The following is a 17,276-nucleotide window of genomic DNA, read 5'->3' as shown; positions in this document are numbered from 1 at the left end:
TCTCATCCCTTTTCCAGCTTCTTTGCGCTCTCCTCCATCAATCTGATCTGTTCCAGAAACAGACGGTTAAGTTCCTCCCAGTCCGTCACCCTGTCGTCCGGCATCGCGGCGGTCTTCCTCTTAAATGTATCGAGATTACGGCTGATATAATCATTCAGTTCGTCAATTCTCCCGCCCGTTCCCGTCTCCGGCGTTTTCACCTTAATGTCGATCAGCCGTTCTACGGCCGGACGTATCTCCTCCTCCAAAACCGAGGACGCAAGCTCGGAAAACAGGACCGGAGGAGGACAGCCTTTCTCCTCAATCCACTTACAGGCAAGGATGGGGCGAAGGACATAAAAATATTTCTTATACTTTACTTCCTCCCCCTGGAGATACTCGGTAAAATTGGTCCTGGCTGTTCCATAATAGTGGTACATCCCGGCTTTGCAGGAAAAATATCGTTCCGCCGTTTCCCGCACCCTCTCCCATTCCGGCGTTGTCCTGTACACCACCGGTGAGTTGCTCCACTCGAACAGGGTGGCGTTTGACTTGTGGAAATGACGCAGTGTTTTTGAGATGTCCCAGCCATTGATATCCAGCGTCTCATCTAACTCCCAGTCAATAAAGTCCTTCTTTTCATCCAGCCTCAAATAGTCTTTCGCTGTCCTCACATAGACGAACCTGACGTCATAGTCACTGTCCGGAGAAGCAAATCCCCAGGCTCTGCTGCCCGATTCAACCGCATGCAGGATTTTTACATGTTCCTCCCGCTCTATCTCATCCAGCTTTAGATTCACAAGCTCTTCTATTGTACCTTCAAAATCTTTATATTTCATCTCTGACCACCTTTTCATTCACTTCCATGACAAATTCCTCCACGGCCCTGTAATCCGGCTCATCGGGAAGCAGCGTATGTTTTGCCGCATAATCGAGGCGCTTCTCATAATCCGCTAAAATCTCATAAAATTCCTCACGGTATGAACCGTCCTCCTTCTGGTACTCCCCGTTCCTCACACTCATAAGAAGAGGCAGCTCCGCCCCGCGGTATGTATTGATCTCTCCCTTTTCCAGAATATCGAGAGCCATCATAAACAGCCTCAGAAGGTGCATGGCATGTTTGTTCAGATGATTGTCGTCTTTCTTCCTGTTTCTCTTTCCCAGATACTGGTATTCCTTCACGATATTATTCATCTCCGCCCACAGCCCCTTGTAGTCGCGCAGCGGATAGTGGGTGAGCGATGCGTCCATAAAGATTTCCGTCTCCATATCCGCTCTCCCGGAACGGTCGATGTACAGCCGGATCTGTCCCTCCTCAAACTTCTCATACCGGGTCCTGAAGGTGTGCATTGCATTGTTGACGCTGTTCAGAATGTGGCGCTCTTTCTCACTCTGTCCGTAGGAATCGCGGGCCAGGGCATTCTGGAGCCTGCGAAGCTGCTGATCCGCATAACCTCCAAAGGACTGGATTGCCTTTTTTGAAAGAAACATCTTTTTCCTCTTCAAAAGTTCTCTTCCGATCCCGCTCAGATACAGATATTTCTCTTCCTCAATTCCCAAAAGCTCACATGTATTCGGATTGCAGCTCAAAAGGAGGTTGATCATCTTATTAAAGGAATAGATTACCGTATCCGTCTTATCATCCACATACTGTTCAAATTCCGTCATCCCGATCAAATCGGATTTCCGGTTCAGCGTAATTCCCCGGATATCAATGTCACTGTCCGCATTGTTGGTCCCATAGGAATAACTGCCCCCCATCGCAAGCAGGATGATATTCTTTCCGAGACGGCTGTTCTCCCTGATAAAATTATATTCTTCCGTATCTAATAAAGCTCTGAAATCCATTTTTGCCTCCGCCGTATCAGTCAAAAAAGGAACACCGTCCCTCCGATGCCCCCATATTAATTCTTTCCAATAATTAATCCGTTGTTCACGTCCCTGCAAAAAGTACGGTTCCGTGAACAGCCAAACACATCACTCACAACAAATGCACACATCACGGGATATTGGCTGTGAATAGTACCCCTAATTATAACCTATTATCAAATTTTTTACAAACATCACTTGACAAGATTAACTGTAACTGTTATAGTTACAATTAGGAAATGTAACTTTTTCGATTACACTTACCGTAATGATAACGCCAGACTACATCTGACACATAGAAAGGAAGGGCTCTATGAACACAAGAGAACACGAAACGATGAAAATGCGTGGCAGCGCCGATGTATCTTATCTCGGCCGGACTGTCGATGAATTGATTTGGGATTTTATGAAGGAAGAGAAGATTCCCGGCCTGACGCTGGCTATCGTTCAGGCGCCCTATATACCAAGAGTAGTTGGATATGGCGTTTCCGATGCCGGACAGAAGCGCCTCGCTTCCGCAAACACGATGTGGCCGGCAGGACCAATCTCCCAGGCATTCGCAGCCGTAGCCGTCATGCAGCTTTATGAGGACGGAAAACTCGATATTAACGGAACGGTTGAAACATATATCCATGAGATTCCGGAACCATTTAAAGACATTACCATTTTACAGCTTCTCCGCCATGCATCGGGACTTCCCGATTACCGTGACAATACAGACTGGACCCCATTCAGGGAGTGGCGGAAAGAGGAACTGCTCGGTCTGATTGCGGACCAGCCTCTCCAATTTGACCCGGGCACTGATGTCCGTCTCAGCGCTTCTAATTTCCTGCTGCTGACCCAGGTTGTCGAGGAAATTTCAGGTAAGTCCTACCATGATTTTGTTACCGAACGCCAGATTAACTATCTTGGTCTGCGTCACACAGGTTTTGCCGAGGATCTGGGCAGATTTGCCCATGAGGATGTATCCCTGACAGAGAACATCCATCAGCTTTTTAAGAAGGACGGAACCTACATCGATCCGACGGAACCTGCGGCAAGCTACGATGAGAACGGGAATCTTCTCCCCCGCATCCCGTCATCCGCATTTCCCGGTTTCTCAGATATCTGGGCGTCGGCACAGGATATTTCCACCTGGGATATCGGCCTTGCCGGTTCCGTGCTGATTCATCAGCCTGAAAACAGGGCGATGGTCTATACCCCCTGGAACCTGCCGGACGGCAAAGAAGTTCCTGCGGTGGCCGGGTGGCAGTTCTACAAACACCGCGGCCTGATGGATATCAAAGGCTCTCTTCCCGGCTACTCCTGCTTCCTGAGCCGATTCACCCACTCGGAAGAACTGGTATGCGTCACATTGCTTGCCAACAAAGAAGGCGTGGATTTCACGAACCTTGGACGGCGGATTGCCGGCGCTTTCGGCGACCTGCTCTCCACGGGCTACGATGATAACAAACTTTACCTTTTTGAAGGACAGATTCCGGTCTCCGCAGCCGTAGAGAAACTGGAAAAAGAATTATCCGATAGAAAGATTCCTCTTTTTGCAAAATTTGACCACGCGGCCAATGCCAGGGAAGCAGGTCTGGAGCTTCGCCCCACTACGGTTCTTGTATTCGGTTCCCCGCTTGTAGGCACAGGACTGATGCAGGAGGATCAGAGTATCTCACTGGAGCTGCCTCTTAAAATATCCGTCTGGGAGGATGAGGCCGGAAGCACATGGCTCGCGTTCCCAAGAATCGCAAGAATGGCCTCGGATTACGGCCTGGAAGGCCATCCGGCTGTTCCTAAAATGGAACTCCTCATGGAGAATCTGGTCCGTAAAGCCGGCAGCGTGTATTAAGCGGCGGATTCCTCCGGATTCAGTCACGCGTTCCATTTAGACAGCTTTATGTATAAACCGTTTCACTTTTAAACAAACTTACTTTATAATTAATAATAATCAGGAGGTGCCGATATGGCCGTACTTACGATAAACAAAAATTTTGATGAAACTGTTTTAAAATCTTCCGAACCTGTGATAGTTGATTTCTGGGCTCCCTGGTGTGGTTACTGCCGCCGCCTTTCCCCTGCCGTTGACAGGCTGGAGGCCGAATATGAAAACAAACTCAAAGTGGCAAAGCTTAATATCGATGACGAGGAAGAAATTGCCGAAAAATATGAGGTAGACACAATCCCAACTCTGATTTTATTCAAAAACGGTGAAATGGTGGATTCTGTCGTAAACCCGGCTTCACAGGATGCAATCGAAGAATGGTTAAAAGAAAACGGCGTACTGTAGGAGGAGGTATCAGATGAAACAATCATATGACGTGGCCGTCATTGGCGGCGGACCGGGAGGATATACCGCGGCGCTCTACTGCGCCAGAAGCGGCTATTCGGTCATCGTACTGGAAAAGCTCTCCCCGGGCGGCCAGATGGCTACCACCGGCCAGGTGGATAATTATCCGGGCTTTGATGAGGGCATTGACGGCTTTGAACTTGGCGAGAAGATGCAGAAAGGCGCAGAGCGTTTCGGCGTGGAAACGGCTTTTGTGAACGTCACGGAGGTGAAACTGGACGGAGATGTTAAAAAGATTACCACCTCCAAGGGAGAAATTGAGGCCCGTGCGGTGGTGCTCGCTACCGGCGCTTCCCCGCGTGAACTGGGCCTTGCGGAGGAAAAGATGCTTCGCGGCCGCGGAGTGGCATACTGTGCCACCTGCGACGGCATGATGTATAAAGGTAAGACGGTCGTTGTCGTAGGCGGCGGAAACAGCGCGGCCGCTGATGCGCTGTACCTTTCAAAGATTTGTAAAAAAGTGTATCTCGTACACCGCAGGGACAGCCTCCGCGCCTCCAAAATTTATCTGGAACCGCTTAAAAACAGCGGCATAGAATTTGTCTGGAACAGCAGAGTAACCGAGATTCTGCACGATAAAAAAGTGTCCGGCGTTATAGTGACGAATAACGACGGCACAGTAAAAGAAATAGCGTGCGACGGCGTTTTCGCCGCCATCGGCAGAGTGCCCGACACCAGCCTCTTTAAGGGACAGGTGGAAATGGACAAGCAGGGATATCTGGCTGCCGATGAAACGACCAGGACAAACCTCCCGGGCGTCTTCGCAGTCGGTGACGCCCGCACAAAACCCCTCCGCCAGATTGTAACCGCAGCAGCCGACGGGGCCGTGGCCTCACATTACATTGAGGAATATCTGGTATAGAACCGGTGTGGCAGCTTTAAAAACAATAAAAAAGTTTTTTCATACTACTCCTTTTTTTTCATAAACATAGGGATACCGAAAACTCATGAAATGAATTTGCGGTATCCCATTTTTTATTGGTGTTTGATTTTGTTGAGAAATGAGGACGCCGCCGGCAGGCCGGGAACCGGGGTGGCAGGGGGATCGATGAGTCTTTCGTCCCGGGCGTCAGGTTGTTGCGGGCGGGGAATCCGGGCAGAAAAAGTTCCTGCGGGAAACGCTTGCGCTCGTTGGAGTACATAATGGTACTAACCTCGAAAACACCTCGGTAAGTACCAATGAACTCCCAGGTTCCCTCCGGAATCTTTTTCTCCCTTCTTCCCCACAGGAAGGTTATGACCGGGACGAAAGAGACAATCAGCCCCTGAAGCCGGGGCAACAACCTTCCCTGAGTCTTCAGTCCCGCCGACAACCTCCCTGGGGAAGGAAGGAGAAAACTTTCCGAAGGGGACCTTGGAATCCGCCGGTGCTTGATGAGGTATTTTCGAATCTAGCATCCGCTGCGCATTCCACAAGCGGGAGCGAGTCCCCATAGGAATTTTTTCTCCTGGATTCCCCCTCACCAAACCCTACCGACCGGGACTGAAGACTCATACACACCCACCCACTCCCCCGTCCGCCGTCTTACAGAGGCGTCCTCGCATCTCAACTAAATCCTCACATTATAAACATCGCATCCCCAAAACTGAAGAACCGGTATCTCTCTTTAATAGCCTCCTCATAGGCCGCCAGTACATGCTCACGTCCTGCCAGGGCGGAAACCAGCATAACCAGCGTGGATTCCGGCAGGTGGAAGTTGGTAATCAGGCAATCCAGGATTTTAAACTTGTAACCCGGATAGATAAAAATTTCCGTCCAGCCGCTTCCGGCTCTCAGGATTCCGTCTTCCCCCGTTGCCGATTCCAGGGTACGGCAGCTTGTCGTTCCCACACAGATGACACGTCCGCCGTCTCTCTTTGTGCTGTTTATCTTCTCAGCCTCTTCCTCATCTACGATATAGAACTCGGAGTGCATGTGATGATCCAGGACGTTGTCCACCTTCACGGGACGGAACGTGCCAAGTCCCACATGGAGCGTGACATGGGCAATCTTTACTCCCATATCCTCAATCTGTTTTAACAGCTCTTTTGTAAAATGGAGTCCCGCCGTCGGCGCGGCCGCAGAACCTTCATGTTTTGCATAGACGGTCTGGTAACGGTTTTTATCCTGTAGCTGATGGGTGATATAGGGAGGCAGAGGCATCTGACCAAGCTGATCCAGGATTTCCTCAAAGATTCCCTCATAGGAGAACTGAATCAGGCGGTTTCCTTCTTCCACCACATCGATTACCGTACCCTTTAAAAGGCCGTCCCCAAAGCTTATAACAGTACCCGGTTTTGCCTTCTTTCCCGGCTTTACAAGCGTCTCCCAGATGTCATTCTCCCTGCGTTTTAAAAGCAGGACCTCAATCTTGGCGTCGGTTCCCTCTTTGCTTCCAATCAGGCGGGCGGGAATTACCTTTGTATCGTTAATGACAAGACAGTCCCCTTCCCTCAGATAAGATAAAATATCCCTGAAAACTCTGTGCTCTATCTCGCCTGTGTCCTTGTCCAGCACCAGAAGACGGGAGGAAGAACGGTCTTCCAGCGGATCCTGTGCAATTAATTCCTGTGGTAAGTCATAATAAAAATCTTTTACATCCATTTTGCTGCCTCTTCTATAATTATTTGATATTTGTTCCGAATTACTGCTGCGCCGTGTCACCCTCCTGGCTTTCCTGTGCCGGGGTTTCCTCTTCGCGCATATAGTCGGGTCCCTGCTTCATATACTGAATCCGCTCGTTCAGGGCCGGATCTGCCGCCATGGCCTCCTCCGCCTGCTGATCCACCTGGGAAATCAAAAGCCTGACGTCTTCATTTACCGAAAGCTGTTCCAGGAAGTCTTCCAGCTCCGGTGACATTTCCTGATCAAAGATTCTGTAAATGCCGTCTTCCCCCTTGACCGCATAAATCTGGACAAGGCTCGGCGCCGGTGTTTCCACCCCGACATATTTGATTTCATAATAAACATATGCCGCATAAGAGTTCTCATCAAGTCCCGGAGTCGTGTAACAGGAGATATTCCCGTATCCTTCTATATACTGTTTCTGTTTTTCAAAGTCCTGACGGAACCGCTCTTCCTCACTGGTGTCCTGGGATGTGAAAAGATGGAGAAATGTCCCCATATCACAATCTGTGGTCGCAAGAAAATACTGTTCCATCAACTGGTTAATCTCGGGAACCGTATCCTGGGACAGAATGCTTCCTCCAAAATCATGAAAGTATTCCTTGGTATCCGGTTCAATGACCGGTATCTCAGCATTTTCCGGAAGCGTGTCCACACTGTGTCTGGACGGAGCAGCCGTAACTGCTTCCCCGGAACCCCTGAAGTTTCCCGAAATCAGGAGTACCACCACCAGTATCAGGGCGATCAGCGGAACGCTGAGCAGCAGAATATAACGGCGCAGTTCATTGTCCGCAGCCGTCTGTTTCCCTCTTGAAACGCTTTGCCGCCTGTCCCGGGACTCTACCGGGGTTTGTCCAGGGGGCTGTTCTGAGGCCTGTCCCTGTTTTCTGGAATGTTTGCCCCTTGTATCCGGTTTACCGGACGTTTTTTTCCCGGCCTCAGGAACTTCCCGGACTTCGACGGGGTGGTTCTGTGAGTCGGCCGCTTTTCTGCTTCTTGGCCTTTCTCTTGACGGAACTTCCTTTATTTCTTTTTTCCGATCCTGTGTTACCGCCGATTCTTTGGCTGGTACTTTTTTCGCAGGCGGTTCTTTTAGTGATGTTTTTTTTGGTGATGATTCTTTTGCTGACGGCTCTTTTAGTGATGTTTTCTTTAATGATGATTCTTTTGTTGACGGTTCCTTTGATAAATGTTCTTTTGGTAAGATTTCCTTGGACGGTGGCGCTTTAGATGATAACGTTTTTGAAGGCGCTTTCCGGGACACCGGCTCTTTTGCAGGCTGCTCTTTCAAAGGCGTCTTTCCGACCGGCGTTTTTTTTATTATGGATACTTCTTTGATTGCTGATGAATTTTCTATCGTAGTTGAATCTTTTGCCGCTGATAATTTTTTGACCGCTGGTGATTCTTTTATCATCGATGATTCTTTCGCCGACGGTGATTTATTTACCATTGATGATTCTCTGACCGCTGGTGGTTCTTCTACCATTGGTGTTTTTTTGACCGCTGGTGATTCTTTCGCCATTGGTGATTCCAAAGCTGTTAGTGTTTCTGTTAATGCTGATGTATCTTTTTGCACGGATGTTTCTTTTAACGCGGATAGTTCTTTTGACGATGCCTTTTTCGTCACCGGTTCCCCGGAAAAATGTTTCCCGGCCTCGGGCGCATTCTCTCGCGCATCATCTTTTTCGGCGTTTTTTACAACCTCTGTTCTATCCTCTGTCTTTTTACTTTCCTCTGCTGTCCCGCTGTCCGCTCTGTTTATATTCACAGACTGGTCGGAGTTTTCAGGCTGAACCGGCCCGTCGGGCTGTTTTCTCCTGCTTCTTCCCATCCTGTATCCTCCTGATAGACTGGCTAATCCCCTTCGTCGGGGCAACTTTATTTACTATTAACTGCATACTTCGTAACGGCTTTACAGAGGCCGTTGTTCTGCTCTATTCTAGCAAAATCCAATATAAAAAGCAATAAAACTTCTATAAAAGACCTTGCCAAGAGAAATAAAATATAGTAGAATAATGAAGATGCGTCTGTAGCTCAGTGGATAGAGCGCCGGCCTCCGGAGCCTGAGGCGTAGGTTCGATTCCTATCAGACGCACTCACAACGTAGAAAAGAGTTCCTGTGAACCATGATAATATCTGGTTTACAGGAACTCTTTCCTATTTTTCTAATTTTTCTAAACCTTACGCTATTCACCGAAGTAACGGCGGATAGCCATGCCGATGTATTCCGTGATTCCCCGGCCGTACTCTTTTTCCGTTGCCTCAATGAGTTCCGGAACCTTCTTTTCCTCCAGATAATCCTCCGCCACTCTCAGAAGCAGATACCTGGCATTGTCCATCCGAAACATGGACTTGTAATTTTCGGAAAGCATTCTGACCGCCTCCATAGCCAGGGCCTCATCATCGGTTTCCATGGCCCGGGCAAACAATCTGTAGATCCTGTCGTTCCCGTCACGCATTTTCTCAAGTTTTCCACCATCCCCCGTGGATTTTAAGCTTGCCTCCACCGCCTTATCTTTACTCCCGTACATTTTAATGAAATGAACACTCATTTTTTCATCTTTCATACTCTCGGCAAAAAAATCACGATATGCTTCAATACTTCCAAATTTACCGACGATTGCCTCAATTGATTCCTTTCCCTGCAGTTCCAGGGAATGAGTTATAATTTTATCAATATCTTCCTGATTAAATGCTTCAAAATTCATTTTACCGATGTGCTCCATATTATCGCCTATCAGTTCTATAATTCCGTTTAATCGGTTTCTTTTTTGTTCCAGCAGGGACTTCTGAAGTGAAAGAGCCTGTTTTATATCATAGCCGGGCCGTTCCATCATCTCCTTTATATCGGCCAGCGGGATCTCAAGCTCCCTGAAAAACATAATCTCCCGCAGTTTTTCAAGCGCTGTTTCATCGTAAAGCCGATAGCCGGCTTCTGTCAGTCCGGCCGGTTTCAAAAGACCGATTTCATCGTAATACCGCAAGGTCCTGACGCTCAGTCCCGTTATCTCAGACACCTCTTTTACGGTTTTCATCGTATCCTCCTTCCTTTAAATCTATCTTAAAGCCTTACGCTGCGGAAGAGTCAATACCAAAAATCGGTATCATCTACAATTTATCCTGTCCCTTTAAAAATGCGTCCAGGTTCTGCATATCCACCTTATCCACTTCTCTCGGTTCATATCCGGTGTGGAACAGTTTCTGCGCCTCGGCCGAAATACATGGAATTTTCCTGCCTTCAAATACGGCAAAAGAAAACCATTCCGCCTGCAGATCATACCAGCCACCCTCCGGGTCGGCCTGCCTGGCGCTGCCGTCTTCTGCAATAACAAAAGGATGGATGTCGATATATCCAAGAAGCGGATGGCTGAGTTCAATGCGGCATGGCCTCCAGTCTGTCGTAATCACGTACCCCTTGTCTTCCAGAGCCTTCAGCAGGACATCCGTATATTCTCCATCAAAGTCCACGTCTATGTCCCTGTGTTCCCTGCTCTGCCTGCCCAGTAAGATATCAACTCCCCATCCGCCGTCAATCCAGTACCGCATTCCCATACCGTCCAGTAAATCAAGTATTTCTTCCAGTGTTTCCCTGTCTGCTGTTTCTTTCATATTGATAAATCCTCCCAACTCTCTGCCTTTTCCTGTTTTATGCTCAGCTTAATACAATTATCATGCTCGGTTTAACGCAGCTTCTATCTCCAGTTTAGCACCGTTTCCATCCCCAGTTTAACACAGTTCTCATCTCCAGTCCACTTCACGGTTTCCGCACGGCCGGTTTCATTTGCCTTTATACCCCCGCTTGCTTCATGAGCCTTAACACGCTCCCCCGGCTCAGACGGCAGGTTTGCTTTTTAGCACAGGATGTGTATAATAGTAATATTCACTATTACGAATCAAAGAATGAATGAGGTTGATAAAATCAATATGGAAAATAAAACAGAGAATAAAAATTCAGAAGAGAAAAAAGGATTTAAGGCGGAACTGATAAGCTGGATTCAGATTATTGCCACCGCGGCTGTCATTGCCTTTGTCCTGAACACATTTATTATCGCCAACAGCGATGTTCCCTCCGACTCCATGGAAAATACCATTATGACGGGAAGCAGGATAATCGGTTCACGCCTGAACTACCATTTCACGGAACCGGAACGAGGCGATATCGCCATCTTTGTCTTTGGCTGGCAATGCCCGGTTTGCCACAGGCGAATTGAAGGCGAGCGGCCGGACGTCTGCCCTGCCTGTGACTCCGAAATTAACAAAAAAGGGAAAACCGTCCACTATGTGAAACGAATCATCGGCATTCCCGGTGATATTATTGACATCCGTGACGGAGAAGTCTACCTGAACGGATCGGAAACGCCCCTGGATGAACCTTATCTGCGCGAGGATATGGAGCCGGAGGACAACCTTCATTTTGAAGTTCCCGAAGACAGTTATTTTATGATGGGTGATAACAGGAATAACTCGTTTGACGGCCGATACTGGAAAAACCACTTCGTACCGAAAGAAAAAATAACTGCAAAAGTGCTGTTTGAATATTTCCCCAAAATCAAAGCGCTTCACTAGAGCGTGTTTGAAAATTGCTTTACAAATTATCATCATACCTATATCAAAAAGAGCGCCGAATTTAACAGCGCTCTTTTTTAATTCATAGGAAATTACGGCAGATGGATTAAAAAACGCTCCGCGAGGACGCGCATGCCATATCCTTCCAGATCCTTACATCATTACTGCCTTCATCAAATCCAGGATTTTTATTTCCCGCCCATTTTTAATGCATCGTTTGAGGACAAATGGGTTCTCCTCTTCCGTCTCCATCTCGCAGTCCCCGTCTGCAAGTTCTTTTATTTCTCCTGCGGCATCCACAAGCAGTCCGACCGTTCCCGTCGGAACATACATGACTACAATGCAGGTTTCCTCATCCCAGGCCGTTTCATTAAGCCCCAGGCGGAGTCTTAAATCTATCACGGGAATGGAGGTTCCCTCATGCTTGATTTTTCCTTTCACATAGGAAGGAAGTTCCGGCGCCTCCCTGATTTTCTGGACTGGTATAATATGTACAACGTGTTTCAGGGGTATCCCATAAAGCTGTCCCTGGCTCAGGACAGTCAGATAAGTTGCATTCGCCGCTTTTTCAAATGTGTTCATGCCTGCATCCTCCGCTTCTGTTCATTTTCCGGAGGCCGCCTTCCCGTCAACCTAAGCCGACCGGCATAAATGCCGCCTGGTTCCAGCGTCCTCTATGGGAAATTATACAGACCGGCATGTCTTTTATCCATATACCTGTACGATTTGAAAAGTGTTATACAAATTATTATATAACCTTTGACAACTTAGGAACGGTCTTCTGTGCCCTGAAGTGTTGTACTCCCGCTGTTGGGGATTTCTGCTCCGTCCCCATTTTTCCGGTGTTTTTTCTTTTCCATACACATTTTATCCCACATCATTCCAGGGAGATAGCGTACGTATAACAATAAAATGATTGCCGCCAATCTGGGATCTAATTTTTCCATACAGAAAATATTCCCATTCTTCGGCCCTCTCATTCCATTTTCCTGTTTTTTCCTTCCCTGTTACTGCTCCTCGCCTTTTCTCCTTCCAAAATAGATTGTGCTGCCGATCAGAGCCGCAATTCCCACCACAATGATCGTAATATTTGAATATGTATCGAGCACACCGAGGATTTTCCCCCAGGAGGCCCCGGCAACGGCGCCGGCCGTTACGAGCACTGTATTCCAGACAAGGCTCCCGGCAAAAGTCAGAATCAGAAAGGGAGCCATCTTCATGCCCGCCATCCCGGCCGGTATTGAGATTAGGCTCCTGATAATCGGCACACAGCGGCAGAAAAAGACGGTGCTTTTGCCCTTCGTGTCAAACCAGCCTTCCGCATCCTGCACATCTTCCTGTTCAAAATGAAGACGTTTCCCTATCTTTCCCTCCAGCATATTTTTCAGCATATCCTTTGGTATCAGCCGCCCCGCATAATAAAGAATAACCGCGCCAAAAACGGAACCGGCCGTCGATGCGGCAATCACTCCGGGCACATTCATCGCCGTATAGGTGGTCATAAACCCGCCAAAGGTGAGAATGACTTCCGACGGGATCGGCGGAAACAGGTTTTCAACCAGAATCAGCACAAAAATCCCTATGTATCCGAACGAGTTCATCACTTCCACTATAAACTGCTGCATGTATTCACCTGCATAAAACGTATTACTATAATTTATACACCGTCTAAATAATGTATGACTCCCTGAGGTAATCGGATGTAATATTGCTATGCACACAGGCTTTGCAAGTTTGACACTCACAGTTCACAGTTTTTTCACAATTTCATTAGCACTCACCTATTGACAGTGCTAACAATGTGTGTTATATTACATCTAGAACAGATAGAAAGTATCTGAATCACCCCTTGATGAAAAGTAAAAACCTGCTGAACAGGCTTTTCATCTTCAACAATAAAAACATAATTATAAGGAGGAATGACTTATGTTAGTACCGAGCATTTTTAATGATAACTTTGTAGATAATTTTTTCGATGATATGTTCCGTTTTCCGGGACTTACTTCCGAGCATAACCGCTCCGGTTCCGGTGTGATGAAAACCGATATTAAGGATTTAGGCGAAAATTATCAGCTTGACATTGAGCTTCCGGGCTTTGCAAAAGAAGACATCCACGCTGAACTTTCAAAAGGCTACCTCACCGTAACCGCCCAGAAGACCACAGAGAATAACGAAAAAGATGAGAACGGCAAATATATCCGCAGAGAGCGTTACAGCGGAAGCTGCCGCAGAAGTTTCCATCTCGGCGACAACTTGAAAGAAGAAGACATTCACGCTTCCTTTGAAAACGGCATGCTGAAACTGGTGTTCCCGAAAGAGGAGCAGCGCAGGGCCGTTGAGGAAAAGAAATTTATCGCCATTGAATAAACAGAGAAACAGCCATTTTACCGTTCGGCGCCGCGGCGGAACGATAAGAGATACCTCCTCCCCCACACTTTTTAATATAGATGTATATTCTCCTTTTTTTCAGCACATACTATAACTACTCACAATGAAGCACAGGGCCGACGCCTGATTCCCCATCAGACGCCGGCCCTGTCTTTTTTTATATTATAAGAAATGCTCCTGTGATATAAAAGCCATCCGGGCGGGCTGCCCACTCGCGCAAAGATGTAATATAGCGCTATGCGGCCTACAGAATAGGAACACTGTTTAAAGTTCCAGTATCGGAAAATTCCGTCCACTCGCATACATTGCCCGCATGACCCCCGATCCGTTCCAGATATTTGGCAAGCATCAGGAGATCCACCGCCATATCCGACTGTGAAGAATCGGATTGCAGCAGCTCAACCACCTCATTTTTTACTTTATCAAAATAGGCGTCTATGATATCATCCCTCAGCTCTATCTGCTCCGCGGCCTGCGTATCACGCTCTATAAACGCGTGGATGGCATCGCGCAGCATGGCTTTTACATTGTCTACCATGGCCGGCAGGTGCTTTACGCCGACAAATGAGCGGTTATCGCTCATCCTGATCGTCAGCTCCGCAATGTCCGCAGCGTGGTCCCCAATCCGTTCCAGATCCGTCACCACCTTGAGGGCTGTTGATATGTGCCGCAAATCGCGCGCCACGGGCTGCTGCCTGAGCATCAGGGACAGACATCTGCTCTCGATTTTGCGCTCCATCTCATCTACCGTCCGGTCTCCGTTAATCACCATTTTCGCCAGTACAAAATCTTTTTTATTCAGGGCTTCGAAGCTGTCCGAAATAGCCTTCTCCACCATCCCGCTCATCTTTACCAGTTCGCTGTTCAACTCCGCAAGCTCCTGGTCAAACATCATTCTCGGTGCCATTTTATTACCTCCTAATCTGCTTACCGGATAAACGCCGTCAAGCCGTCATCAGCCGAAACGTCCCGTAATATAATCTTCCGTTTTTTTCTTTGCCGGATGTGAGAACAGCTCGCTTGTCGGGGCATATTCTATTACCTCACCCACCAGAAAAAATGCGGTGTAGTCCGCGATACGGGTTGCCTGCTGCATATTATGGGTAACAATCACCACCGTATATTTCTGCTTCAGCTCATCCATTAAATCTTCAATTTTCAGTGTGGAAATCGGATCCAGTGCCGATGTCGGCTCATCCATCAGAAGGACCTCCGGCTCCACGGCCAGCGCTCTGGCGATGCAGAGTCTCTGCTGCTGGCCTCCCGAAAGTCCAAGCGCCGATTTTTTAAGCCTGTCTTTGACCTCGTCCCAGAGGGCCGCTCCGTTAAGGCTTTGCTCCACAATTTCATCTAACTGGCCTTTGCTTTTAACGCCATGGATTCTCGGCCCGTAGGCAATGTTATCATAGATGCTCATGGGAAACGGATTAGGCTGCTGGAATACCATACCCACCTTTTTACGTAAAAGCGTCGTATCCACCTTGGGATCGTAAATGTCCTCCCCGTCTATCAGCACCCTGCCGTCTATTTTTACACCGTCCACCAGGTCATTCATCCTGTTTAATGTCTTCAGGTAAGTAGACTTTCCGCAGCCGGACGGTCCGATCAATGCGGTAATTTTATTTGTATAAATATCCAGGTTGATATTTTTCAGTGCGTGGTTGGAACCGTAATGCAGGTTCAAATCTGTGGTAACAATCTTGGTTTCCATACTTTCCTCCATCTATTTAAGCCTCGTCACATCGAATTTCCCCGTCAGATATCTGGTCAGGAGGTTGATGCCCAGGACGATTACGAGCAGCACGACCGCAATGCCAAAAGCCTGATCATATTTTGCTTTCTGCATGGACAGGTATAACTGGATTGTCAGCGTGCCGCTGGATTCAAACAGTTTACCGAACAGATCCTTGGGAAGCTGGAAACCGCTCCCTGCCGTGAAAAGGAGCGCCGCCGACTCTCCCACAATACGTCCGACCGAAAGAATAATTCCGGTTAAAATTCCGGGAGCCGCGCTGGGCAGCAGGATGGTTCTGATCATATACCATTTCGTCGCGCCAATCCCGAGCGCCCCTGAACGGTAACTGTCGGGCACCGTCTTTAATGCCTCCTGGGTGCTCCTCGTGATAAGCGGAAGAACCATCAGAGTCAGGGTAAAAGATCCGGTCAGCACGGAGTATCCAAGCTTCAGCGCGGAACCAAAAAACACCATGCCGAACAGGCCGAATATAATAGACGGGATCCCCGAAAGGATTTCCGTTGTAAATTCAATCGTTCTCACCATTTTTCCCGGCTTTGCGTACTCGTTCAGGTAGATGGCCGAGCCGATTCCCACGGGAGCCGCAATAACCAGTGTCATCACAATAATGTACAGCGTATTTACGATATTTCCCAGGATTCCGAACGTCCCTTTTCTTGCGCTCTGGACCGTGGAAAGAAACTGCCAGGAAATCTGCGGGATGCCTCTCACAAATACATACCCCATGATTCCCACAAGGATGCTGATGGCTATGACGGCCGCCAGATAAATAAGCACCGTGAGCGCCTGATCGGAAGCGCGGGTCTTTTTGTTGTAAATGCTTGCGTTACCTGTCATTCTCCGCCCCTCCTTTCTGGAACATGCGGGTCAGTACCGTATTAATAAACATGATAAATACAAAGAGCACCAGTCCGATTGTGAAAAGGACCTCTCTGTGGAGTCCCTGGGAATATGACATTTCCGCCACAATCGCGGTCGTCAGGAACCGGACGGAGTTAAATGGAAGCGGAAGGTTCACGGAGCTTCCCGATACAAGGCTGATGGCCATGGCCTCTCCTATTGCCCGGCCGCAGCCCAGTACAACCGCCGTGATAATACCTGATCTGGCCGCGGGAACCAGCACCTTGAAAATAGTCTGGATATGTGTTGCGCCGAGCGCCAGTGACGCGCTTTTTAAATGCTTCGGCACCGCCCGGAGCGCCGATTCCGTGATGCTTATAACGGTCGGAAGAATCATGACCGCCAGCACTAACACCGCTGAAATCAGATTAGCTCCCCCTGTGAACTGATGGGTCGTGGAACCGGCGAATAACTTAAGTTCCAGTTTGTACATCAGAGGATTCAGGATTAGAATTCCCAAAAGGCCGTAAATAACCGACGGAATCCCGGCCAGCAGCTCCACGGCCGGCCGGACACAGGCGGCCAGCTTCGGAGGCGCCACCTCCGCCAGAAAGATAGCCGTAAAAACGCCTATCGGCACACCGATCAGAATCGCCATAAAGGTGCCCACAATGGAAGTGAGAATCACATAGAGGATTCCAAACATAGCAGGATCCGCCGTCGGTTTCCAGACACTCCCAAAAAGAATATCGAGAATCCCCACCTTGAAGAGAGCCGGTGTACCGCTGATAATCATATATAACGTAATGGAAAATACCGCTATGACTGCCAGCAGGCCGCAGGCGGTAAAAATAACTTCCGCCCCTTTTTCTACAGCCGATTTACTCTTATGGCCGCCAAAAATGGAAAAGTTTTTCTCATGCATATGTTTCTCCTTC

General features: G+C 48.3%; 19 protein-coding genes and 1 tRNA gene. 7 read left to right on the top strand and 13 right to left on the bottom strand.

All coding sequences use genetic code 11. The features are described 5' to 3' along the window. Positions 1–2: 2 nt before the first annotated feature. Positions 3–818 carry a nucleotidyltransferase domain-containing protein gene (locus tag EJL91_RS24150; protein WP_125144538.1) on the bottom strand — a complete coding sequence of 272 codons (816 nt, stop codon included), beginning with the start codon at positions 816–818 and terminating at the stop codon, positions 3–5. Further along, positions 808–1,827: a nucleotidyltransferase domain-containing protein gene (locus tag EJL91_RS24145; RefSeq protein ID WP_125144537.1), complete on the bottom strand. Its 1,020-nt coding sequence runs from the start codon at positions 1,825–1,827 to the stop codon at positions 808–810. The genes EJL91_RS24150 and EJL91_RS24145 overlap by 11 nt, the downstream gene beginning before the upstream one ends. A 334-nt stretch (positions 1,828–2,161) precedes the next feature. On the opposite strand from EJL91_RS24145, the gene EJL91_RS24140 reads away from it, so the two are divergent. The 3 genes from EJL91_RS24140 to trxB all read left to right on the top strand — a co-directional run bounded on the left by EJL91_RS24140 (position 2,162) and on the right by trxB (position 5,045). Further along, positions 2,162–3,685, top strand: a complete 1,524-nt coding sequence (locus EJL91_RS24140; protein WP_125144536.1) for a serine hydrolase — start codon at positions 2,162–2,164, stop codon at positions 3,683–3,685. Positions 3,686–3,799: 114 nt separating this feature from the next. Beyond that, complete coding sequence (gene trxA, locus EJL91_RS24135) at positions 3,800–4,123, top strand: thioredoxin (protein ID WP_125144535.1); 324 nt, start codon at positions 3,800–3,802, stop codon at positions 4,121–4,123. Positions 4,124–4,136: 13 nt separating this feature from the next. Further along, complete coding sequence (trxB, locus tag EJL91_RS24130) at positions 4,137–5,045, top strand: thioredoxin-disulfide reductase (RefSeq protein WP_125144534.1); 909 nt, start codon at positions 4,137–4,139, stop codon at positions 5,043–5,045. Positions 5,046–5,741: 696 nt separating this feature from the next. Here the strand turns inward: trxB and queA are convergent. After that, positions 5,742–6,767 (bottom strand): tRNA preQ1(34) S-adenosylmethionine ribosyltransferase-isomerase QueA, encoded by a 1,026-nt coding sequence (queA, locus tag EJL91_RS24125; protein WP_125144533.1) that lies wholly within the window; start codon positions 6,765–6,767, stop codon positions 5,742–5,744. A gap of 40 nt (positions 6,768–6,807) precedes the next feature. Beyond that, positions 6,808–7,515 (bottom strand): hypothetical protein, encoded by a 708-nt coding sequence (locus tag EJL91_RS24120; protein WP_243125554.1) that lies wholly within the window; start codon positions 7,513–7,515, stop codon positions 6,808–6,810. A 334-nt stretch (positions 7,516–7,849) separates the two neighbouring features. Between EJL91_RS24120 and EJL91_RS24740 the strand changes: the two genes are divergently transcribed. Continuing rightward, positions 7,850–8,581 (top strand): hypothetical protein, encoded by a 732-nt coding sequence (locus tag EJL91_RS24740; RefSeq protein WP_164516935.1) that lies wholly within the window; start codon positions 7,850–7,852, stop codon positions 8,579–8,581. Positions 8,582–8,811: 230 nt separating this feature from the next. Beyond that, positions 8,812–8,883: transfer RNA gene (locus EJL91_RS24110), tRNA-Arg, on the top strand. A 91-nt stretch (positions 8,884–8,974) separates the two neighbouring features. On the opposite strand, the gene EJL91_RS24105 is transcribed toward EJL91_RS24110, so the two are convergent. Beyond that, positions 8,975–9,823 carry a MerR family transcriptional regulator gene (locus EJL91_RS24105; RefSeq protein WP_125144531.1) on the bottom strand — a complete coding sequence of 283 codons (849 nt, stop codon included), beginning with the start codon at positions 9,821–9,823 and terminating at the stop codon, positions 8,975–8,977. A gap of 73 nt (positions 9,824–9,896) precedes the next feature. Next, positions 9,897–10,403 (bottom strand): nucleotidyltransferase domain-containing protein, encoded by a 507-nt coding sequence (locus EJL91_RS24100; protein WP_125144590.1) that lies wholly within the window; start codon positions 10,401–10,403, stop codon positions 9,897–9,899. Between the two features lie 309 nt (positions 10,404–10,712). Between EJL91_RS24100 and lepB the strand changes: the two genes are divergently transcribed. Continuing rightward, positions 10,713–11,354, top strand: coding sequence for a signal peptidase I (lepB, locus tag EJL91_RS24095; RefSeq protein WP_125144530.1), 642 nt, complete (start codon positions 10,713–10,715; stop codon positions 11,352–11,354). 153 nt (positions 11,355–11,507) lie between these two features. Here the strand turns inward: lepB and EJL91_RS24090 are convergent, their stop codons facing one another. From EJL91_RS24090 to EJL91_RS24080, 3 genes are all read right to left on the bottom strand, one after another. Then, positions 11,508–11,936 (bottom strand): chemotaxis protein CheW, encoded by a 429-nt coding sequence (locus EJL91_RS24090; RefSeq protein ID WP_125144529.1) that lies wholly within the window; start codon positions 11,934–11,936, stop codon positions 11,508–11,510. Between the two features lie 185 nt (positions 11,937–12,121). After that, positions 12,122–12,301 (bottom strand): hypothetical protein, encoded by a 180-nt coding sequence (locus EJL91_RS24085; protein WP_125144528.1) that lies wholly within the window; start codon positions 12,299–12,301, stop codon positions 12,122–12,124. A 60-nt stretch (positions 12,302–12,361) separates the two neighbouring features. Beyond that, on the bottom strand, positions 12,362–12,979 hold the full coding sequence (locus EJL91_RS24080; protein WP_125144527.1) for a DedA family protein: 618 nt from the start codon (positions 12,977–12,979) through the stop codon (positions 12,362–12,364). Between the two features lie 301 nt (positions 12,980–13,280). On the opposite strand from EJL91_RS24080, the gene EJL91_RS24075 reads away from it, so the two are divergent. Beyond that, positions 13,281–13,721, top strand: a complete 441-nt coding sequence (locus tag EJL91_RS24075; protein WP_125144526.1) for an Hsp20/alpha crystallin family protein — start codon at positions 13,281–13,283, stop codon at positions 13,719–13,721. A 265-nt stretch (positions 13,722–13,986) separates the two neighbouring features. Here EJL91_RS24075 and phoU read toward each other — a convergent pair whose 3' ends face one another. Genes phoU through pstC form a run of 4 tightly spaced genes read right to left on the bottom strand, consistent with a single transcriptional unit; the run spans position 13,987 to position 17,263 of the window. Then, the gene (phoU, locus tag EJL91_RS24070; RefSeq protein WP_125144525.1) at positions 13,987–14,649 is read right to left on the bottom strand and encodes a phosphate signaling complex protein PhoU; all 663 of its coding nucleotides are present in this window, start codon (positions 14,647–14,649) and stop codon (positions 13,987–13,989) included. A 48-nt stretch (positions 14,650–14,697) separates the two neighbouring features. Further along, positions 14,698–15,453, bottom strand: a complete 756-nt coding sequence (gene pstB / locus EJL91_RS24065; protein WP_125144524.1) for a phosphate ABC transporter ATP-binding protein PstB — start codon at positions 15,451–15,453, stop codon at positions 14,698–14,700. A gap of 12 nt (positions 15,454–15,465) precedes the next feature. Continuing rightward, complete coding sequence (pstA, locus tag EJL91_RS24060) at positions 15,466–16,335, bottom strand: phosphate ABC transporter permease PstA (protein ID WP_125144523.1); 870 nt, start codon at positions 16,333–16,335, stop codon at positions 15,466–15,468. Continuing rightward, positions 16,325–17,263 (bottom strand): phosphate ABC transporter permease subunit PstC, encoded by a 939-nt coding sequence (pstC, locus tag EJL91_RS24055; RefSeq protein WP_125144522.1) that lies wholly within the window; start codon positions 17,261–17,263, stop codon positions 16,325–16,327. The genes pstA and pstC overlap by 11 nt, the downstream gene beginning before the upstream one ends. Positions 17,264–17,276 lie beyond the last annotated feature (13 nt).

Source organism: Clostridium transplantifaecale, from assembly GCF_900626075.1.
GTDB classification, from domain to species: Bacteria; Bacillota; Clostridia; order Lachnospirales; family Lachnospiraceae; genus Otoolea; species Otoolea transplantifaecalis.
The sequence above is the reverse complement of the archived record's forward strand: the minus strand, read 5'-3'. Positions and strand labels throughout refer to the sequence as shown.